Consider the following 20548-nt stretch of genomic DNA (forward strand, 5'->3'; position numbering starts at 1 on the left):
ATGGATGCAGCGGTGATCGATGCGCCCCTGCCTGAACGCCTTGCCCGCGCGATCACGCTGGCCGGGCCGATCTCGCTCGCCCAGTATATGGGGGCGGCCAACGCGCATTATTATGCCACGCGCGATCCGCTCGGCCGGGATTTCACCACCGCGCCCGAGATCAGCCAGATGTTCGGCGAGCTGATCGGGCTATGGCTGGCCGATCTATGGGATCGCGCCGGACGCCCCCCGGCTGCTTATGTCGAGCTGGGCCCAGGGCGCGGGACCTTAGCCGCCGATGCGCTGCGGGCGATGGCCAAGGCCGGGCTGGTGCCAGCGGTGCACTTCGTCGAAACCAGCCCGACCTTGCGCAGCGCCCAGGCCGAGCGCGTGCCCGGCGCGATCTGGCACGACGACACAACCACGCTGCCGGGCGACATCGCCTTGCTGGTGATCGCCAATGAATTTTTCGATGCACTGCCGATCCGCCAGCTCGTGCGTGGCGGGGACGGGTGGCATGAACGGCTGGTCGCCTGCCAGGACACGCTGTTCCTGCCAATCGCTGGCAAGCAGGTGCCAGACGCAATCCTGCCGCCGGCCCTGCGCGACGCAGCCCCCGGATCAGTGATCGAAACCTCGCCAGCGAGCGTTGCGGTGATGCGCGGTCTGGCGGGCCGGATCGCGCGCCAAGGCGGCGCAATGCTGACGATCGATTATGGCTATCAGGGCCCAGCGATTGGCGACACGTTGCAGGCCATGCGCGCGGGTGCCTATGCTAACCCGTTTGAGGCCCCCGGTGAGAATGACCTGACCGCGCATGTCGATTTTGCGACACTCTGCGCCGCCGCCAAGGCCGAAGGCGCGGCCAGCTTTGGCCCAGTCGATCAGGGTGCATTGCTGATCGCGCTCGGCATCGACGCGCGCGCGGCTGTGCTGGGCGGTTCGGTCCGCGCCGATCGCGACCGGCTGGTGGCGCCGGATCAGATGGGTAGCCTGTTCAAGGCGATCGCCATCACCGCCGCTGATTGGCCCCAACCCGCAGGCTTTGCATGACTGACACCCGAATCACCTATCGCGACGCGACCCTTGACGATGGCCCAGCGCTCGACGCGATGGCCCGCAAGATCTGGCTGGAAACTTTTGAACATTCGGCCAGTGCCGAAGACATCGCGCTCTATGTCGGCGAAGCCTATGGTCCGGCGGGCAAGCTGATCGCCGCGATGACCGATCCGGCACATCATTTTCGGCTCGCTTGCGCGGGCGAAGACATCGCGGGCTATGTCAAATTATCGTCGGTCTGGCTGGAAGCCCCGGCCCTGTTGCCCGGCGCGCTGCAGCTCAGCCAGCTTTATGTCGCCACCCCGTTTCACGGCAGCGGCATTGCCCAGGCGCTGATGGCCTGGACAATCGACACCGCACGCAGCCGTGGCGCAACGGCGTTGGTGCTGACCGTCTGGGAGGATAACGATCGCGCCAAGCGCTTTTACGATCGCTATGGCTTTGTCCATATCGGCGATTACGCCTTCCCGACCGGCAACCAGATCGATCGCGATCTGATCATGCAGCTGGTGCTGTGAGCGCTGTAGAGGCGATCCGCGCTAAGGCGCTTGGGGCCGTGCCGCATGGCTTTCTGGCACGGCGCGGGGGGGTATCGACGGGCGCGATGGCCTCGCTCGACATGGGACGCCGGGGTCAACCGCCAACGCCCGAGCTGATCGAAAATCAGCGCCGGGCAATCGCCGCTGTTGCTCCAGGCAGCGTGATCGTCACGCTGTATCAGATCCATTCGGCGGACGCGGTGGTCATCACCGAACCACATGACGATCATCTCCGCCCGCATGCCGATGCGATGGTCACCAATCGGCCTGGGCTGCTGCTCGGCATTCTCACTGCCGATTGCGCGCCGGTGCTGTTGGTCGACAGCGCCGCCGGGGTGATCGGTGCCGCGCATGCTGGCTGGAAGGGGGCGATTGGCGGCGTTACGGATGCGACCATCGCCGCGATGGAGCAGCTGGGCGCTGACCGTCATCGGATTGCTGCCGCAATCGGCCCGTGCATCGCCCGCGCGAGCTATGAGGTGGATGACGGTTTTGCCGCCCGCTTTGCCGCCGATGATCCCGCAAATGAGCGCTTTTTTTCCCCCGGCAAGCTCGGCCATCACCAGTTTGATCTCGAAGCCTATGTCGCCCATCGCCTCGCCGCGGCCGGCATCAGGACCGTCGAAATGCTGGGGCTTGATACCTATGCCGATGAAGATCGCTTCTTCAGCTTCCGCCGGGCAACGCACCGCGGCGAACCCGATTATGGTCGGCAGATTTCGCTCATCGGATTGCCAGCGATCGACGCCTGATCATCCCGACAGCGCTAGCCGCGTCGCGATAGTATCTGTAGAGACTAGTCGATCCAAAGCGGCCGTATAGGAGCCCTCGCCATGACCGACACGCCCGAAGCAGACCTTCCCGGCGCCGTCCCGCGCCGCCACCCCAAGCCAAAGGTCGACAAGGTCGGCGGGCGCAAGCTGAAACCCTCCACGCTGATGATGGGGCATGGCTATGATCCGATGCTGTCGGAAGGATCGCTGAAGCCGCCGATCTTCCTGACCTCCACCTTCGTCTTCCCCAACGCCGCCGCCGGTAAGCGCCATTTCGAAGGGGTGACCGGCAAGCGGCCGGGCGGCGCGGACGGTCTTGTTTACTCGCGCTTCAACGGCCCCAATCAGGAAATCCTCGAAGACCGGCTCGGCGTCTGGGAAGATGCCGAGGATGCGCTGACGTTTTCGAGCGGCATGTCGGCCATCGCCACCCTGTTCCTGTCAATGGTCCGCGCGGGCGACACGATCATTCATAGCGGCCCGCTTTATGCCGCCACCGAAACGCTGATCGCCCGCATTCTCGGGCGGTTCGGCGTGCATTTCGTCGATTTTCCGGCAGGTGCCACCCGCGCAGAAATCGACGCGGTGATGGCCAGGGCAAACGGCATGGGCCGGGTTGCGCTGATCTATCTCGAAAGCCCCGCCAACCCGACCAATGCCCTGGTTGATGTCCAGGCGGTCGCCGCTGCCCGCGATGCCGTGTTCGGCGATTCACCCGACAAGCCGCCCATCGCGATCGACAATACCTTCCTGGGCCCGCTCTGGTTCCAGCCGCTGCAGCATGGCGCGGATATCGTCGTCTATTCGCTGACGAAGTATGTCGGCGGCCATTCCGATCTCGTCGCCGGCGCGATTCTGGGATCAAAGAAGCAGATCGATGTGATCCGGCTGATGCGGAACACGATCGGCACGATTACCGATCCTAATACCGCCTGGATGCTGCTGCGCAGTCTGGAGACGCTGGAGTTACGGATGACGCGCGCGGGCGAAAATGCCGCCAAGGTGTGCGCCTTTCTGCGCGATCACCCCAAGGTCGAGCGGGTTGGCTATCTCGGCTTTCTTGAAACCACCCCAGGCGACGAACGCCAGGCCGATATCTACAAGCGGCATGACATGGGGGCGGGCAGCACCTTTTCGCTGTTCCTGAAGGGTGGCGAGAAGGAGAGTTTTGCTTTCCTTGATGCGCTGCGCATCGCCAAGCTCGCGGTCAGCCTGGGGGGCACCGAAACGCTCGCCAGCCACCCCGCTGGCATGACCCATTTGTCAGTGCCAGAGGCGCGCAAGGCGGCGCTGGGGATTACTGACAATCTCGTCCGCATCTCGATCGGGGTAGAGGATGCCGATGATCTGATCGCCGATTTCGATCAGGCACTGGCGGCGATCTGAGGGCAAAGGGAGATCGCCGCACCGACGGCGGCGGTGTCCGCGCTAGATATCCTGCACCAGCCGCCCATAGAGGTCGGGGCGACGATCGCGGAAAAAGCCAAAAGCGGCGCGGTGGCGCTTGACCCGGTCGATGTCGAGCGTCGCGGTGATCACGCCTTCTTCCTCGCGGCCAAGCTCGGCGAGGATGTCGCCGCGTTCGTCGGTGATGAAGCTGGTGCCGTAGAATGTCTGGCCGTGCTCGGTACCGATCCGGTTGGCCGCCACCACCGGCACCACATTCGACACTGCATGCCCCACCATGGCGCGGCGCCACAGCCGGGCGGTGTCGAGCCCCTCGTCATGCGGTTCGCTGCCAATCGCGGTCGGGTAGAACAGCACCTGCGCGCCCATCAGCATCATCGCGCGCGCGGTTTCGGGATACCATTGGTCCCAGCAGATGCCGACGCCGAGCGTGGTATCGGCCGTTCCGCTGGGCCCAGGCCACACCTTGAAGCCGGTATTGCCGGGCCGAAAATAGAATTTTTCCTCATAGCCCGGCCCGTCGGGAATATGGCTTTTGCGATAGACGCCCTGCACCGCGCCATCGGGGCCGATCATCGCCAGCGAATTATAGTGGTGCGGCCCATCAGCTTCGAAAAAGCTGGTCGGGATGGCAACGCGAAGCTCAGCCGCAAGGGCCTGCATCGCCAGCACCGCCTGGTGCTCGGCTACAGGCTTGGCGGTGGCGAACAGGCCCTCATCCTCGACCCGGCAGAAATATTCGCCCTCGAACAATTCAGGTGGCAGGATCACCTGCGCGCCACGCGCCGCCGCCTCGCGCACCAGCCGCGCGACATTAGCGATGTTCGCATTGATATCGGGGCCAAACGCAAGCTGTAGCGCGGCGACGGTGATCTCGGTCATCTCTGGTCCTCGCTCGGTATCGTAATGATGTCCTCATTCCGTTCGGGCTGAGCGAAGTCAAAGCCCCGGCGCAGCGCTTGCCCTTCGACTTCGCTCAGGGCGAACGGACGCGGGACAATAGGAATCCCGTTAAATGATTCCTACCCCGGAATCTGCTGGCTAATGCAGTGGAAACTGCCGCCACCCGTCAGGATATGGTCGGCGCGCTGGCCGACGACGTGGTGATTGGGGAAAAGCGCGGCAAAGGCCGCTACCGCCGCGTCATCGTTCGACGATCCATATTGGGGTACGACCACGCTGGCATTGCCGATATAAAAATTCATGTAGCTGGCGGGGACGATCTCTTCATCGTGCAGGATCCGCCCCGGCGATGGCACCCGGACCACCTCCACCCCGAACGCCGCCGCATTTTCGGCGGCTGCCTGATAGACGCGCCAATTAGGGTCATTGTCGGTCCCTTCGGGGATCGCCAGCAATCCCGGTGCCACGAACCGCGCCAGGTTATCGACATGCCCGTCGGTATGGTCGTTGAGCAACCCGTTGCCCAGCCACAGCACATCGCTGAAGCCCAGGTCGCGTTTCAGGAACTCGGCGACCATCGGCCTGGAAAAGCCGGGATTGCGGTTGGGATTGAGCAGGCATTGTTCGGTGGTGACGACCAGGCCGGTGCCGTCGCCATCGATCGCGCCGCCCTCCAGCACCCAGTCGCAGTGCTCGAGCTCGACCCGCCGCGTGCGCGCCAGCCGTGCGCCGATATCGTCATCGCCGGGCAAATCATATTTGCCGCCCCAGCCGTTAAAGCGAAAATCGCGCGCCGCCGATTTCGACACGAAAATCGGCGCGGTATCGCGCAGCCAGATATCGCCGAACGGCTCGATAATCACCTCGGCAAAGGGGGCCATCTTCCGCGCGGTGTCGCTTGCCTCGATAGAGGCGGCAACCAGGATCACCTTTTCGCCCGCGCCATCGGCATGGACTGCGCGCGCGAACGCCACCACCTCAACGCGCGCCGGATCGATATCCTCAAGCCATAATTCGGGATGGCTGGGAAAGCCGATCCACACCGCCTTGTGGTGCGCCCATTCGGCGGGCTGGATCACCTTCGTCACGCGCTTCTGCTCCTATTGGCCCGCGCGCGACTTGTCGCGCACGCTGCGAAACTCCGCCGTCTTATACCAGTTTGGCCAGCTTTTGCCGTCCGCCAATTGCCGCCCGAGCCGGTAATAAAGCGTCAGATCAGCGACCGCGCCCGACCAGTCCCAATCCGCATTATATTCGTCTTGCGGCTTGTGATAGCGATTGGTGACATAATCCTCCGCCGCAGCGCGCCCCGCCGCTGTCCCGCCCTTGACGAGATCCTGGCCTGATCCGGCATCGAGCATCGGCACGCCCAGCTTGGCAAAGCTGAAATGATCCGACCGGAAATAACCGCCGCGTTCGGGGCTTGGTTCGGGCTTGATCACGCGGTCCTGCGCGGCCGCCAGCGGCACGATCAGGTCTTCGAGTTCAGATTTGCCCGCGCCCGTCACCACGAAATCCTTGGAGAGGCCAATGACATTCAAGCTGTCCATGTTGACCCCGCCAACCGTCTGCGCCAGTGGATAGACCGGATGCTCAGCATAATATTGCGAGCCGAGCAGCCCCGATTCCTCTGCCGTCACCGCCAGAAACGCGACCGAGCGCGCGGCAGGGCCAGCCTTGGTATAGGCCTCAGCGAGCGCGATCAGCCCGGCGATGCCGCTCGCATTATCGACTGCGCCATTGCAGATAGTGTCGCCCTTGACTGGCGTGCAGCGGCCGAGGTGATCCCAATGCGCAGTATAGAGGACATAGTCCTTTGGCGCGGTCTTGCCCGGCAGCACGCCGATCACATTCTTAGACTTCTGCCGCTTGATCGTCGCAGTCATCGACACGGATGCCTTCAGCCCAAGCGGGACTGCCTTGAAGCCCTTGACCTTTGCGGCCTCGCTCAGGCTTGCGAAGTCCGTGCCTGCACTAGCGAACACGCGCTTGGCGGCATCGAGTTGCATCCAGCCGATCGCCGCGCTCTGGTCGAGATGATCGCCCGGCACGTCGAGCTCAAGCGAGGGCCGCGTGTTGCTCGATTCGACCACGCCCCAGCCATAAGCCGCCGGTTCGGTATCATGGACGATGATCGCGGCCGCCGCACCCTGCCGCGCCGCTTCTTCGTACTTATAGGTCCAACGACCATAATAGGTCATCGCGCGGCCTTCGAAGAGTCCTTCGCGCGCCGGCGTCTGCCAGTCGGGATCATTGACCAGAATGATCACGGTCTTGCCGCGCACATCGACCCCGGCATAATCGTTCCAGCCGCGCTCGGGCGCGTTGATGCCATAGCCGACGAATACAACCTCGCTGTCCTTGACCGCAATCTGCGGCAGCACGCGGTAACTGCGCACGACCATGTCGGTATTCGGCGCAAGGCTCACTGGTGCGCTGCCGCCGACAAACACCAAGGGGCTGATGTTGGCGAAGGTTGATTCGACCATCGGTACATCCTGCGTCCAGCTGCCCTTATTGCCGGGCTGCAGCCCCGCCGCCTTCATCTGCGCGATGATATAGGCGACCGTTTTGTCCTCGGCCGGTGTCGTCGGCGCGCGGCCTTCAAAGGCGTCGGACGACAGCTCCTTGTCGATGGTCTTAAGTGTTTCCACCGAGATGGCCGGCGCGTCCTTCGCGCAGACACCAGCCGGCATGGACAGCGCCAATGGCACGGCAAACAGCAAAGGCAGGCGGCTCATCATCGTCTCTCCCGGTAGGATGCGAGCGCTTCTGGCAGCCGATTTGAGCGGGCGCAAGCAATCGCCACGATGGCGCTTGCGAGCTCCCGGCGAATGATTAGGCTGATCGAGCAACAATATGAAAAACCGGGGAAGAGTAATGAAACGGGTTTGGCTGGTCTTCGCGGCGACGGCATGGGGGTGGGCACCGGTTGCCGCGCAGCAGCAACCAACCGCCGTCCAGACCGCGCAGGCTTTTGGCGCGCGCGAATTTGTCCGCAGCATCAGCCTGTCACCCAACGGCCAATATTTTGCGATGTTAATCTCTGGCAAAGGCAAATCAGTGGTGCTCGCGACAGGCTGGGTCGATGGCAGTCAAAGGCCCGTATCGATCCTCAGTTCAGATGGCGATCCCGAGCGCTTGACGGGATGCGACTGGGCCAATGACGACCGGCTGATCTGCTCCATCTATACGGTGGCAGGAAAAGGTGTCGATGCGCTCGGCTTTACCCGAACCATCGCGATCAACCGCGATGGCAAAGAGATGAAGGTCGTCACCGCGCGCGAAGGACCTGATGCATTGGAGGTCATGCAGAATGGTGGCAGCGTGATCGACTGGTTTGGCGATGCTGAAGGCAATGCGTTGCTGATGACGCGACAATTTGTCGAAACTTCCTCCACAGGAACCTTTAGCACCGGGTCAAATCGCCCGGGCTTGGGGGTCGAACGGATCGATCCGACGACGCTGAAACGCACGGTGATCGAACGCGCTAACGCGCTGGCGGTGGAATATATCACTGATGGGCTAGGCAATGTTCGCATCATGGGCCTTCGCCCCGAGGATTCGGACGGCATGGTGAAGGATCAGGTCAAATATCTCTATCGTTCGCCCGCCAGCAAACAATGGTTGCCACTGAGCACGGTCAATGGTGGCCGCAATGGCGAGAGCAATTTTGATCCATGGGCCGTCGATCCGACCGAAAATGTTGCTTATGGCTATGACACGCTTGATGGGCGACGCGCGCTCTTCAAGGTCGCGCTCGATGGATCGGGGAAACAGGAACTGGTCTTTGCCCGGCCCGATGTCGATCTTGGCGGACTGATCCGTATCGGGCGCAAAAACCGGGTTGTCGGTGTTTCCTTCGTCACTGATCGACGCCAAACGGCGTTTTTCGATCCGGAACTCAAAAAACTGCAACAGGCGCTACAAAAGGCCGTACCGGAGCTACCGCTGGTCAGCTTTGTCGATGCCAACAGTGATGAAAGCAAGTTGCTGATGTGGCTTGGGAGCGACGTCGATCCGGGCCGCTATATGGTGTTTAACAAGAAAAACCGGCATCTCGATTCTTTGGTGGCGGTGCGGCCCGACCTTGACGACCGCAAGCTCGCCACCGTCAAAACCATCTCGATCCAGGCCAATGATGGCGCGCAAATCCCCGCTTATCTGACGCTGCCGCCCGGCAGCACCGGCAAGAACATCCCCGCCATTGTCATGCCGCATGGCGGGCCGGGCGCACGCGACGAATGGGGATTTGACTGGCTCGCGCAATTTTATGCCGCGCGGGGCTATGCCGTGCTGCAACCCAATTATCGCGGATCGACGGGCTATGGCGACAATTGGTTCGTCGAAAATGGCTTTAAATCCTGGCGGATCGCGATTGGCGATGTCAACGATGCCGGACGCTGGCTGATCACGCAGGGCATTACCACGCCCGATCATCTGGCGATCGTGGGCTGGTCTTATGGCGGCTATGCCGCGCTGCAATCGTCGGTGCTGGATCCCAATTTGTTCAAAGCAATCGTCGCCATTGCCCCCGTGACCGACCTGGACAGCTGGCGTGAGGAGCTCCGCGGCTTCAAGCAATATGCGCTGCGCGACCAGTTTATCGGCAGGGGGCCGCATGTCAGCGAAGGCTCACCCGCCCGGAACGCTGCCGTCTTCAAAGTCCCGGTGCTGATGTTCCACGGCGATGGCGACCAGAATGTCGGCATTGGTGAATCCCGGTTGATGGCATCGCGCCTGAAATCGGCGGGCAAGCCCATCGAACTGGTCGAGTTTAAAGGCCTTGATCACCAATTGGATGATGCGGGTGCGCGGACCGACATGCTCGCCAGGAGCGACGCCTTTCTAAGGGCGACGATGAAGCTGCCGGATTAACCCGGCCACGAAAAAAGGCGGCCCGTGGGGACCGCCTTTTTGCTTCTCGGGTGCAGCGCCGTGGCAGAGCATGTCCTGAGCGCCTGCCTTGGCAGGGAGTCGAAGGGCCACGTCGTCGGTCGTCGCTTGTGCGACGCCGGCCGCATCGCGCTGAGTGTTCGCTTGGTCCAGCTACGCTGGACCTTGCTTCAGCGCGAGTAGAATTCGACCACCAGATTCGGCTCCATCTTCACCGGATAGGGCACTTCATCCAGCGTCGGTACGCGCGTGAAGGTAACCTTGGCGGCGCCATCGGGGGCGACATATTCGGGGATGTCGCGCTCAGCCAGGCTCTGCGCTTCCATCACCAGCGCCATTTCCTGCGCCTTGCTGCCCAGCGTGATTTCTTCGCCCGGGAATACCCGGCGCGAAGCGATGTTGCACTTCACGCCATTGACCTTGATGTGGCCATGCGAAACGAGCTGGCGCGCGGCAAACACCGTCGGCGCAAACTTGGCGCGATAAACGATCATGTCCAGGCGCTGTTCGAGCAAGCCGATCAGGTTCTGGCTGGTATCGCCCTTCATGCGGCTGGCTTCGTGATAGCAAGCGCGGAACTGCTTTTCGGTCACGTCGCCATAATAGCCCTTCAGCTTCTGCTTGGCGCGCAGCTGCAGGCCGAAGTCGGAAACTTTGCCCTTGCGACGCTGGCCGTGCTGGCCGGGGCCATATTCACGCTTGTTAACCGGGCTCTTGGGACGACCCCAGATATTCTCGCCCATCCGGCGATCGAGCTTGTACTTGGCGCTTTGGCGCTTCGACATATCTATTCCTTTGCAATTGCCAACAACGACCGCGTGCCCGAACAGGCGCGCGATATCCCGGTCATCGCTCTGTGCTGATCTGTTGAGGACCGAAACAGGGCCACCGCTTCACCGGGGTGCGGGGCCATTTGCGAAGGCGGGCGGTTAGCGGCGCTGGGAGCCTGAGTCAAGTTAGACGCGTCAAGCTGGGCGCGTCACGCTGGACAGGCGGGCACTGGTTCGCCAAAAGCCCCGCGCATGAGCAACACCATCCTTGCCGGCCCCGACTGCATGACCATGGCCGAGGTCCGCGCTGGCGTCGACCAGGTCGATCGCGATCTGATCGCGCTGTTGGCGCGGCGCTTTGCCTATATGGCCGCCGCCGCGCGGATCAAGCCGACCCGCGACAAGGTCCGCGATGAAGCGCGCAAGGCGCTGGTGATCGCCAATGCCCGCGCCGAGGCCGCGAAGCTCGGCCTGCCCGAAGCCGCGATTGCGGCTTTGTGGGACGATCTGGTCGAAGCATCGATCGCCTATGAACTGGACTTGTTCGACAAACGCTGAGCGCCGTTATCCGCTGTTCAACCGCCCCGGCTTGGCCGCGGCCGATCAAGCGTCGACAGGATACCGCGCACCGTCCGCACTTCCTGCGTTGACCAGCCGGGCTTGGTGAGCAGCGTGCGCAGGGTGCGCTTGGTCGTCACCGTCCGATCAGGCGGGAAAAAATAACCGGCATCCTCCAGCATCGTGTCGAGTTGCTGCAGCATCCCTTCCAGCTCTTCCTGCGTCGCGGGCACGGGCATATCGACGCTGGGCGGGCTGGCCAGCGCCACCCCTTTGCTCCATTCATAAGCGACCAGAATCACTGCTTGGGCAAGATTGAGCGAGCCGAAGGCGGGGTTGATCGGGACGGTGATGATTGTACGGGCTAGCGCGACATCGTCCGTCTCCAGCCCGGCGCGTTCCGGCCCGAACAGGATGGCCGCGCGGGTGGGCGCGGCATGAATGTCGTGCGCCGCCTGTTCAGGCGTGACGACCGGCTTGGTCACACCGCGCTTGCGCACCGTGGTGGCATAGACCTGCGCGCAATCGGCAACAGCAGCGGCAACGCTATCGAACACGGTCGCCTGTTCGAGCACGATATCAGCACCCGATGCCGCTGGCCCGGCCGACGGATTGGGCCAGCCATCACGCGGCGCGACGAGCCGCAGCTCGGTCAACCCGAAATTGAGCATCGCCCGCGCCGCCTTGCCGATATTCTCGCCAAGCTGCGGGCGGACCAGGACGATAACAGGGGGTGGGGCGAGGACTGCTACAGAGCTCACCCCTTGCCCACCTCGGCCACATTGCCTGCAAATTCTTCAAAATCGCGGGCCTCGCGGAAATCCTTATAGACGCTGGCGAAGCGGATATAGGCGACTGAATCGAGCTCTTTGAGCCCGTCCATCACCAGTTCGCCGATCCGCTGGGAGGGGATGTCGCTGTCGCCCAAAGTTTCGAGCTGGCGCTGGATGCTCGTCACCAGCTTTTCGATGCGCACCGCGTCGATCGGGCGCTTGCGGCAGGCAATCGACACTGATCGCATCAGCTTTTCACGCTCGAACGGTTCGCGGCGGTCCTCGCTTTTTAGCACATAGAGATCGCGCAGCTGGATGCGTTCGAACGTCGTAAAGCGCGCCGCGCAGCCTTCGCACTGGCGACGCCGGCGAATGGCAGCACCATCTTCGGTCGATCGGCTATCCTTTACCTGGCTGTCTTCATGGCCGCAAAAAGGGCAGCGCATTCAGCCCCGCTTCTTTGCGCGAAAATAGGTAAAGCCTGCCCCGGCAATCGCGCCGACAATCGGGCCGACAAACGGCACCGGAATAGCGATAACCGCGCCGATCAGCGCCGACACCGCCATTTTCTTGCTCAACGCCTTTTCGTCCTCGGTCACGCTCAGACTCCTTCGGGATAGATCGGGAAGCGGGCACATAGCGCCAGCACGCGCGCGCGCACCTGTGCTTCGGCGGCCGGATCGCCGCCCTCGCCCTGTTGCCGAAGCCCGTCGAGCACATCGGCGATCATATGGCCAATCTCGCGGAATTCGGCCGGGCCAAAACCGCGTGTCGTGCCCGCAGGCGAACCAACGCGGATGCCGCTGGTCTTGGTCGGCGGCAGCGGATCATTGGGGATGCCGTTCTTGTTGCAAGTGATGCCGGCGCGTTCCAGCGCTTCGTCCGCGTCCTTGCCGGTCACGCCCAGCGGCGTCAGATCGATCAGCGCCAGATGCGTATCGGTGCCACCCGATACGATTTCAGCGCCGCGCTCCTTCAGCGTAGCGGCCAGCACTTTGGCGTTTTCGATGACGGCGGCGATGTAGCTTTTGTAATCGGGCTGCAGCGCTTCGCCAAACGCCACTGCCTTGGCAGCGATAACGTGCATCAACGGGCCGCCCTGAAGCCCGGGGAATACCGCCGAATTGAGCTTTTTGCCGAGCGCTTCGTCATTGGCCAAGATCATGCCGCCGCGCGGACCGCGCAGCGTTTTGTGCGTCGTGGTCGTGGCGATATGGGCATGCGGAAAGGGCGAAGGGTGCAGTCCAGCGGCCACCAGGCCAGAGAAATGCGCCATATCGACCAGAAAATAGGCACCCACTTCATCAGCGATGGCGCGGAATTTGGCGAAATCGATCTGGCGCGGATAGGCCGATCCACCGGCGATGATCAGCTTTGGCTGGTGCTCCAGCGCCAGGGCGCGGACCTGATCGAAATCGATAAGATGCGTGACCGGATCGACGCCATATTGCACCGCGTTGAACCATTTGCCTGACATCGCGGCCTTGGCACCGTGCGTCAGATGGCCACCGGCATCCAGGCTCATCCCCAGGATCGTCTCACCAGGCTTGACCAGCGCGAGCATCACCGCGCCATTGGCCTGCGCGCCCGAATGCGGCTGCACATTGGCATAGCCGCAACCGAATAATTGCTTGGCGCGGTCAATCGCCAGCTGCTCGACTAGGTCGGACGGGTGGCAGCCCTGATAATAACGCTTGCCGGGATAGCCCTCGGCATATTTGTTGGTGAAGACTGATCCTTGCGCCTGCAACACCGCTTTTGACACGATATTTTCGCTGGCGATCAGCTCGATCTGGGTCTGTTCGCGGGTCAGCTCTTGCGTAATGCCGGCAAAGATCGCCGGATCAGCTTCAGCCAGGCCGCGCGTAAAAAAGCCATCGGGCTGGACATCGCTCAGGGTGCGCGAGCCATAGCTCTGGGGATTGGTGCTCATGCTGGGATTCCTTCCAGGGGGGCTGCGCCAAGCTTGTCGACGCGATGTTGATGGCGACCCCCTTCAAATGCGGTGGTCAAAAAAGCAGTGATGCAGGCGCGGGCCATGTCTTCGCCGGTCAGCCGGGCACCGATCGCAATCGCATTGGCATCATTATGGCGGCGCGCCAGTTCAGCTGACAAGGGTTCCGATACCAGGGCACAGCGACAGGCCGGGTTGCGATTGGCCGCGATTGAAATACCGATCCCCGATCCGCACAGCGCAATGCCGCGTTCTGCGCTGCCATCAGCAATCGCTGCAGCCAGTGCCGCGCCGAAATCAGGATAATCAACGCTTTCGGGGCCATGCGTGCCCAGATCGCTGACATCATGCCCCTGCCCCGCAAGCCAGGGGATCAGCGCCTGTTTCAAGGCGTAGGCAGCATGATCGGACGCGATGGCAATGCGCATAACCGGCGCGAAGCTCCATGAAAGGGACAAGATACGGACCGGGCTTTAATCAATGCCCCGGCAGAAGGCCACACCCGATCGGCGGCTGCGACCAGCCGCGGACAGACACCTGTCCCGCAACGATGCCCTAATCGGGCGTTGTCGGCAGCGGCCGGGACGGCTAGTCGGGAGGGTAACATGTCTGCTCCTGCCGATCCTGCTGCCGCCCGGGCCCATCTCACCGACGTGCTGGTCCGCACCGGTGGAGAAGACCGATCGGCTATGGCCGAACTCTATAACCTCACGGCTGCAAAACTTTTTGGCATCTGCCTACGTATCTGTGGCGAAAGGCAGGCGGCTGAAGATGTGTTGCAAGAAGTGTATCTGACGATTTGGAAACGCGCCGGGGGGTATGAACCCGGCCGGGCAAGCCCGATTAGCTGGCTTGCAACGATTGCACGCAACCGCGCGATCGATTGGCGACGTGCGCAACGCACCCGCCCCGCCACCCCGATCGACGACGCCCCCGACATCGCCGATGATCGCCCGCTGGCCAGTGAAGCAATGATCGTCAATGATGAAGGGCGGCGGCTGCATCTTTGCCTCGATGCGCTCGAAGATCGTCAGCGCGTCGCGATCCGCACCGCCTTTTTCGAAGGCGCGACCTATGCTGAGCTGGCCGATCGCCAGGGCGTGCCGCTCGGCACGATGAAAAGCTGGGTGCGCCGCGGGCTGCAGCGGCTGAAGGAGTGTGTCAGCGATGACGGATGATCGCACGCCCGATGCCGGCCCGCCCGATGCATCAGTGACCGCCGCCGAACTGGCACTTGGCTTGCTGGAGGGCGACGCCCGTGCAGAGGCGTTGCGCCGGGTGCTGGCTGATCCGGATTTTGCTGCCGAAGTCGATCGCTGGCGCGCCCATTTCGCGATACTGTTCGATTGGTCGCCTGAAATGGCGCCGCCCGCCAATGGGCTCTCCCGGATCGAACGCGCCTTGGCGCCCGCCGCCAATGATTCAGCGCCGGTGCGGCTGTGGCGCGGGCTGGCATTGACGAGCGGTCTTGCAGCAGCGGTCATGCTGGCGGTGGTGGTGATGCGCCCGCCAAACGCGGCGCCAGGCGCGCCGCCGACGCAAATCGCGCAGATCGCTGGCATGGTGCTGGTCGCCCAGATTGTGCCCGTTGCCAATGGCAAAGCCGTGCCGGCAATCTATGATCCGGCGACTGGCCAACTGCGTGTAGCCGCGGCTGCGTTGGTCGATGCAGGCCATAGCCCCGAACTATGGGTGATTGCAGCAGATGGGGTGCCCCGCTCGCTCGGCGTGCTGCATGATCGCCAGGCGACGGGGGTTGCAATCGCCGCCGCCGATCGCGCCCGCTTTACCGCCGGTGCAACGCTCGCTGTAACGATCGAACCAATCGGTGGGTCGCCGAGCGGCAAACCAACCGGGGCGGTGGTGGCCAAGGGCGATCTGACCCTGATTTGATCGCCCGCACTCGGGTGGGGATGCCCTGGCTCGGCGTGTTCATTGGTTACTTTTGATTGCTGAATCAGAAATTCATGCATCCGAATCCGGCACCGATTCGTTGTTGCTGCCGCACCTCATAGAGGGTGCTCGCAGGAGAATTCGATCATGAAGTCAGCTATTCGTCTTTCGCTTGTTGCCGCTGCCATCGCGCTTGCCGGCGGCGCCGTTATCGCCAGCGAAACCAACCCGATGGTTGGCGGTGCAGCCATGTACCCCACCAAGAACATCGTCGAAAACGCTGTTAATTCCAAGGATCACACCACGCTGGTCGCCGCCGTCAAGGCCGCTGGCCTGGTTGACACGCTGATGAGCGCTGGCCCGTTCACGGTGTTCGCGCCAACCAATGATGCCTTTGCCAAGCTGCCTGCCGGCACCGTCGACACGCTGCTGAAGCCAGAGAACAAGGCAACGCTCACCGCCGTGCTGACCTATCATGTCGTCCCCGGCAAGATCAGCGCCGCAGCGATTGCCGCCAGCGCCGCTGCGCATGCGGGCAAGGCCACCTATACCACCGTTCAGGGTGGCACGCTGACCTTCAGCAAGGGCGATCATGGCTGGATGGTGACCGATGCCAAGGGCCATAGCGCGCACATCACGATTGCTGATGTGAACCAGTCGAACGGCGTGATCCACGTCATCGACGGCGTCTTGCTGCCATAAGTTTCGGCATCAGAATAAATTCGCCGCTGCTGCATCCAAAGCCGCAGCAGCGGCGTTTATTTAAGAGCCCTTCCCCCGAAGAGATGGGCGATACACGCTGTCCGCTCCCGAACAGCGTGCTGAGGGCCTGCCGTCGCCCCTCGGCGGCAGGCCCCATTTTTGGGTCGGGCCACCCGGCGCGTGCCTGGCGCTTCATTCAAACATCTTTGCTTTTACGGTGCTGCGGCGGTATCGGCATGACGCGACCCGCCCCAGGAGACCGACGATGAAAGCCCCGCGAAACCGAGCTGTGCGCAGTGCGGTCCACCGCCACGACCATCTCAGCAAGCAAGGCCTGCTCGAACGCCGCCTCGGGCGGCTGCAACGTGCTGAGCTATCTGACCGCCAACCCACGCGCGATCACCGCCGTCGATCTCAACACCGCGCATATCGCGCTCAACAAGCTGAAGCTGATCGCCGCGCGCGAACTGCCCAATTACGCTGCCTTCCACCGTTTCTTCGCGCGCGCCAATTCCAAGGAAAACATTGCCGCGTACAAACGCTATGTCCGCCCGCATCTCGACGAGCCTACCCGGCGCTATTGGGAAGGGCGCGACATGATCGGCCGGCGGCGGATCGGCGGCTTTGCCAAGGGCGTGTACAAGCGCGGGCTGCTGGGCAATTTCATCGGCGCGGCGCATTTCATTGCCAAGCTCAACGGTGTCGATCCCAAGGTGATGCTGGCCGCCAATTCGATGCAGGAACAGCGCGAGATTTTCGATCGCGACATTGCGCCGGTGTTCGACAAGGGGTTCATCAAATGGCTGACCGATCAGCCTGCCTCGCTGTTCGGCCTCGGCATCCCGCCCTCGCAATATGAAGCGCTGGCGGGTGACAACAAAATGGCGGTGGTGCTGCGGGAGCGTCTGGAAAAGCTGGCCTGCGATTTCGATCTGAAGGACAATTATTTCGCGATGCAGGCCTTTGGCCGCGGCTATGGCGATAGCCCGTCGGCGTCGCTGCCGCCTTATCTGCAGGAAGCGAATTATGCCGATATCGTCGGCCGGGTCGACCGGGTCGAGGTGCGCCACGCCAATTTCGTCGAATATTTGCGCGAAATGCCCGATGCCTCGCTCGATCGCTATGTACTGCTCGATGCGCAGGATTGGATGACCGACGAGATCCTGACCAACCTCTGGGCCGAAATCACGCGCACCGCCAAGCCCGCAGCGCGCGTGCTGTTCCGCACCGCCGGCATTGAGACGATCCTGCCGGGCCGCGTGCCGGAGCCCATCCTGTCGCGCTGGACCTATTGGGCCAAGGAATCGCTTGATTATACAGCGCGCGATCGCTCCTCCATCTATGGCGGCGTGCACCTTTATGTGCTTGGGGAAAAGGCCTGAACGCCGCCATGGGGAAGGGCAATGGCGTCGGCAATCATGCCGGCCATATGGATGCGATCTACCGGACGCAGCGCCACTTCTATGATCTCACGCGCAAATATTATCTGCTCGGCCGCGATCGGCTGATCCGCGAGCTTGCCCCGCCGCGCGGCGGCACGGTGCTCGAAATTGGCTGCGGCACCGGGCGCAATCTGATCGCCGCCGCCCGCGCCTGGCCCGAGGCACGCTATTTCGGGATCGATATTTCAGAGGCGATGCTGGAAACCGCGCGCGCCAAGGTGCAGGCGGCAGGACTTGCTGGTCGGATCACGCTCGCGCAGGGCGATGCCACGGCGTTTGACGCTGAAGCGCTATTCGGCGTCAGCCGCTTTGACCGAATTTTCCAGAGCTACACCTTGTCCATGATCCCCGACTGGCAGGGCGCGTTGCGGGAAGGGGCGAGCAAATTGGCCCCCGGTGGGCGGCTGGATGTCGTCGATTTCGGCCAACAAGAAGCACTGCCCGGCGCCTTTAAGCGGTTGCTGTTCGCCTGGCTGGCGCGCTTCGACGTCGAGCCGCGCCAGGCGCTGCCGATGGTGTTGCAGCAGATCGGCGGCGCCCAGGGCCTGGTCGATCAGTTTACGCCGCTCTATCGTGGCTATGCCTGGGCTGGGCAATTATCGACCCCGATATCGACCTCGGCGGCCTGACTCGGTGCCGCCCACCGTGCCCCGCCTGCTCGGCATTGCAGGCCTGTTACCGCAACTGATCGCTGGCTATGTTTTGCTCGAAAACAATAGCGATTGGCGCTTCACCGCACTGTCGATGGCCTATGCCTATGCGGCGCTGATTCTCAGCTTTCTGGGCGGGCTGTGGTGGGGTCTGGCAGCGGCAGCAAGCGAACCGCCCGCCTGGCTCTGGTATGCGGCTGTGCTGCCCTCGCTGATCGCGCTGGGCAGTGCCTGGCCCTGGGCGACCGGGCAGCCCTGGCCGGGACCGTCCATGATCGTGCTGGGCGTAGCGCTGATCGGATCATTGGCGGTCGATTGGCAGCTCCAGCGCACCGGCATTGCGCCTGGCTGGTGGCTTGGCTTGCGCATCCCGCTGTCGATCGGCCTTGGCGGCATCACGCTGGCGATCGGTCTGGCCTAGGCCGATCGACCCCGGCCATCACAACCATCGCCGTCAATGGATCGCTGCGCGCAGGTGCTTTCGGCCAAGATAAGTCATTTCATCAACAATCAAATTGCCTTAGCGTCGTTTGTTTGTTGATTCGGGGGCAATAATGACCAGGGTTTTGCGTAGGTGGGCGGTAATGATCGCGGCGATTGCGTTGCCAGCGGCAAGCGCGCAGGCGGAATGGCTTGAGGCGAGCCACAAGCGCTTTGTGATTTATGCTGACATGTCTCCAAAAGCGCTGACTGCATTCGCCAGCGACCTTGAGCGTTTCGACAGCGCCATGCGTTTCTTGTTCCCCAACCCGCAAGACGAGATCGATAGCGCCAATCGCGTCACCATCTTCGTCGTCAGTAACGAAGATGTGGTGGAGACACTCGCGCGATCAGAGAATGTGGCTGGATTTTACCGGCCGTCAGCGTCCGGATCGATCATCGTTACGCCGCGCAACACATCGTCCGAAGTCAAGGAGTTCAACAACAGGCTCGTCCTGTTCCATGAATATGCGCATCATGTAACGCTGAGCAACAGCACCAATTATTATCCGAGTTGGGTGACAGAAGGGCTGGCTGAGTTTTTTTCGACGACGGCAATCAAGGCCGACGGAACGGTCGCCATCGGCCTCCCCAATAATGCGCGCACCTATTCGCTGCAGGTCAGCAATCCGATCGCCGCCGAAACATTGTTGACGAGTGACACCCAGGTTTTCGACGAAGAACAGGTTGCGCAGAAATATGCGCGAGGCTGGTTGCTGACCCATTATCTGATGCTCGGCAAAACCCGGCCCGGTCAGCTCGGTGACTATATCAAGCTCGTCAACAGTGGCACCCCCAGCCTGGACGCGGCCCGCAAGGTTTTTGGCGATCTGGATAAGCTCGACCGCGAACTGAACGCCTATCGCAGCCGCAGCTACCTGATGGGTGCGGCCATCCCGCCGGGTAAATTGCCGATCGGAGAAGTTACGATTCGCCCGCTTGATGCTGGGCAGGCGGCGATGATGCCGTTCCGTATCCAGTCGGCAGTGGGGGTCGATGCCAAGACCGCAGCGTTACTCGCCGCCAAGGCGCGCCCCGTTGCCAATGCCTATCCGACCAACAGCTGGGTGCAGCGCGCGCTCGCCGAAATCGAATATGATGCCAGTAATGACGATGCCGCGTTGGCTGCTGCCGATCGCGCGCTGGCGGCTGACCCCAAGAACATGATGGCCCTGATCTACAAGGGGCGGGTGGCGTTGCGGCGGGCGGCGGTGGCGAAATCGACTGATCCAGCGGTGTGGCGCGAAGCGCGGCGCTGGTTTTTGAAAGCCAACGCCATCGATCCGAATTTCGCGCTGCCGTTCGTGCTCTATCACGAATCCTATGCCCGCGCGGGCGAGAGGCCCAATGCCAGCGCTATCGACGGGCTGGTCCGGGCGATGGACCTGGTGCCGCAGGATACCGGGCTGCGATTCAATGTGGGGGTTCAGTTGCTCATGCAGGGCGATCGCATTGGTGCCCGGCAGGCGCTGGCGCCGGTCGCCTCGAATCCGCATGGCGGGCGGGAAAACCGCGCATCAGCCATGCTGAAGCTGCTCGATTCAGGGGCTACGGTCGAAGCGGTCCTTGCCGCCGCCAAGCCCCCAAAGGCAGACACCCCGCCAGCCAAGCAATAGCGTTACAGCGCTGCCAAGTCGCCCTGTTCGCCCCCCGCCTGCTCGGCATTGTCGCCTAGAGTCGTTCTGATTTAGATTGAGGCATATCCGGCACCCCTGATGTAGTTGGCACATTCGTCGGGAGGGAAGCGGTCGAGCAGTTTGCCGATGCGCC

Annotated in this window: 21 protein-coding genes and 1 pseudogene; 13 read left to right on the forward strand and 9 right to left on the reverse strand. The window is 62.5% G+C overall.

Annotated elements, in window-relative coordinates; all coding sequences use genetic code 11:
* The 4 genes from B7Y43_RS04770 to B7Y43_RS04785 all read left to right on the forward strand — a co-directional run bounded on the left by B7Y43_RS04770 (position 1) and on the right by B7Y43_RS04785 (position 3736).
* Positions 1 to 1032 carry a class I SAM-dependent methyltransferase gene (locus B7Y43_RS04770; RefSeq protein ID WP_374130473.1) on the forward strand — a complete coding sequence of 344 codons (1032 nt, stop codon included), beginning with the start codon at positions 1 to 3 and terminating at the stop codon, positions 1030 to 1032.
* Positions 1029 to 1556 (forward strand): GNAT family N-acetyltransferase, encoded by a 528-nt coding sequence (locus B7Y43_RS04775; RefSeq protein ID WP_374130474.1) that lies wholly within the window; start codon positions 1029 to 1031, stop codon positions 1554 to 1556. The genes B7Y43_RS04770 and B7Y43_RS04775 overlap by 4 nt, the downstream gene beginning before the upstream one ends.
* Complete coding sequence (gene pgeF, locus B7Y43_RS04780; RefSeq protein WP_374130475.1) at positions 1553 to 2329, forward strand: polyphenol oxidase family protein; 777 nt, start codon at positions 1553 to 1555, stop codon at positions 2327 to 2329. Before B7Y43_RS04775 ends, pgeF begins: the two co-directional genes overlap by 4 nt.
* Before the next feature lie 81 nt (positions 2330 to 2410).
* Positions 2411 to 3736, forward strand: a complete 1326-nt coding sequence (locus tag B7Y43_RS04785) for a cystathionine gamma-synthase family protein (RefSeq protein ID WP_374130476.1) — start codon at positions 2411 to 2413, stop codon at positions 3734 to 3736.
* A 42-nt stretch (positions 3737 to 3778) separates the two neighbouring features.
* Here B7Y43_RS04785 and aguB read toward each other — a convergent pair whose 3' ends face one another.
* From aguB to B7Y43_RS04800, 3 genes are all read right to left on the reverse strand, one after another.
* Positions 3779 to 4639: an N-carbamoylputrescine amidase gene (gene aguB, locus B7Y43_RS04790; protein ID WP_374130477.1), complete on the reverse strand. Its 861-nt coding sequence runs from the start codon at positions 4637 to 4639 to the stop codon at positions 3779 to 3781.
* A 140-nt stretch (positions 4640 to 4779) separates the two neighbouring features.
* Positions 4780 to 5748 (reverse strand): agmatine deiminase family protein, encoded by a 969-nt coding sequence (locus B7Y43_RS04795; RefSeq protein WP_374130478.1) that lies wholly within the window; start codon positions 5746 to 5748, stop codon positions 4780 to 4782.
* A 12-nt stretch (positions 5749 to 5760) separates the two neighbouring features.
* A complete protein-coding gene (locus B7Y43_RS04800) occupies positions 5761 to 7404 on the reverse strand; it encodes a M28 family metallopeptidase (protein WP_374130479.1) in 1644 nt (547 codons plus the stop codon).
* Between the two features lie 136 nt (positions 7405 to 7540).
* On the opposite strand from B7Y43_RS04800, the gene B7Y43_RS04805 reads away from it, so the two are divergent.
* Positions 7541 to 9538 carry a S9 family peptidase gene (locus B7Y43_RS04805; protein WP_374130480.1) on the forward strand — a complete coding sequence of 666 codons (1998 nt, stop codon included), beginning with the start codon at positions 7541 to 7543 and terminating at the stop codon, positions 9536 to 9538.
* 188 nt (positions 9539 to 9726) lie between these two features.
* On the opposite strand, the gene rpsD is transcribed toward B7Y43_RS04805, so the two are convergent.
* Positions 9727 to 10341 (reverse strand): 30S ribosomal protein S4, encoded by a 615-nt coding sequence (rpsD, locus tag B7Y43_RS04810; protein WP_374130481.1) that lies wholly within the window; start codon positions 10339 to 10341, stop codon positions 9727 to 9729.
* A gap of 237 nt (positions 10342 to 10578) precedes the next feature.
* On the opposite strand from rpsD, the gene B7Y43_RS04815 reads away from it, so the two are divergent.
* Positions 10579 to 10884, forward strand: a complete 306-nt coding sequence (locus tag B7Y43_RS04815) for a chorismate mutase (RefSeq protein WP_374130482.1) — start codon at positions 10579 to 10581, stop codon at positions 10882 to 10884.
* Positions 10885 to 10901: 17 nt separating this feature from the next.
* Here B7Y43_RS04815 and B7Y43_RS04820 read toward each other — a convergent pair whose 3' ends face one another.
* Genes B7Y43_RS04820 through rpiB form a run of 5 tightly spaced genes read right to left on the reverse strand, consistent with a single transcriptional unit; the run spans position 10902 to position 14039 of the window.
* Complete coding sequence (locus tag B7Y43_RS04820) at positions 10902 to 11645, reverse strand: RNA methyltransferase (protein ID WP_374130483.1); 744 nt, start codon at positions 11643 to 11645, stop codon at positions 10902 to 10904.
* Complete coding sequence (nrdR, locus tag B7Y43_RS04825) at positions 11642 to 12103, reverse strand: transcriptional regulator NrdR (protein WP_374130484.1); 462 nt, start codon at positions 12101 to 12103, stop codon at positions 11642 to 11644. Before nrdR ends, B7Y43_RS04820 begins: the two co-directional genes overlap by 4 nt.
* Positions 12104 to 12256: a hypothetical protein gene (locus B7Y43_RS04830; protein WP_374130485.1), complete on the reverse strand. Its 153-nt coding sequence runs from the start codon at positions 12254 to 12256 to the stop codon at positions 12104 to 12106.
* 2 nt (positions 12257 to 12258) lie between these two features.
* Positions 12259 to 13590, reverse strand: coding sequence for a serine hydroxymethyltransferase (gene glyA / locus B7Y43_RS04835; RefSeq protein ID WP_374130486.1), 1332 nt, complete (start codon positions 13588 to 13590; stop codon positions 12259 to 12261).
* Complete coding sequence (gene rpiB, locus B7Y43_RS04840) at positions 13587 to 14039, reverse strand: RpiB/LacA/LacB family sugar-phosphate isomerase (protein ID WP_374130487.1); 453 nt, start codon at positions 14037 to 14039, stop codon at positions 13587 to 13589. Before rpiB ends, glyA begins: the two co-directional genes overlap by 4 nt.
* Before the next feature lie 177 nt (positions 14040 to 14216).
* Here rpiB and B7Y43_RS04845 point away from each other — a divergent pair, with 177 nt between their 5' ends.
* The 7 genes and pseudogenes from B7Y43_RS04845 (at position 14217) to B7Y43_RS04875 (ending at position 20394) form a co-directional block, all read left to right on the forward strand.
* A complete protein-coding gene (locus tag B7Y43_RS04845; RefSeq protein WP_374130488.1) occupies positions 14217 to 14789 on the forward strand; it encodes a sigma-70 family RNA polymerase sigma factor in 573 nt (190 codons plus the stop codon).
* Positions 14779 to 15504, forward strand: coding sequence for an anti-sigma factor domain-containing protein (locus B7Y43_RS04850; protein ID WP_374130489.1), 726 nt, complete (start codon positions 14779 to 14781; stop codon positions 15502 to 15504). Before B7Y43_RS04845 ends, B7Y43_RS04850 begins: the two co-directional genes overlap by 11 nt.
* A gap of 147 nt (positions 15505 to 15651) precedes the next feature.
* On the forward strand, positions 15652 to 16206 hold the full coding sequence (locus tag B7Y43_RS04855) for a fasciclin domain-containing protein (protein WP_374130490.1): 555 nt from the start codon (positions 15652 to 15654) through the stop codon (positions 16204 to 16206).
* A gap of 265 nt (positions 16207 to 16471) precedes the next feature.
* Positions 16472 to 17588 (forward strand): annotated as a pseudogene (locus B7Y43_RS04860) (DUF3419 family protein).
* A gap of 8 nt (positions 17589 to 17596) precedes the next feature.
* Positions 17597 to 18277 carry a class I SAM-dependent methyltransferase gene (locus B7Y43_RS04865; RefSeq protein ID WP_374130491.1) on the forward strand — a complete coding sequence of 227 codons (681 nt, stop codon included), beginning with the start codon at positions 17597 to 17599 and terminating at the stop codon, positions 18275 to 18277.
* A 4-nt stretch (positions 18278 to 18281) separates the two neighbouring features.
* On the forward strand, positions 18282 to 18719 hold the full coding sequence (locus B7Y43_RS04870; protein WP_374130492.1) for a DUF3429 domain-containing protein: 438 nt from the start codon (positions 18282 to 18284) through the stop codon (positions 18717 to 18719).
* 163 nt (positions 18720 to 18882) lie between these two features.
* The gene (locus tag B7Y43_RS04875) at positions 18883 to 20394 is read left to right on the forward strand and encodes a DUF1570 domain-containing protein (RefSeq protein ID WP_374130493.1); all 1512 of its coding nucleotides are present in this window, start codon (positions 18883 to 18885) and stop codon (positions 20392 to 20394) included.
* The last annotated feature ends 154 nt before the right edge of the window (positions 20395 to 20548 follow it).

The organism is Sphingomonas sp. 28-62-20 (genome assembly GCF_002281505.1).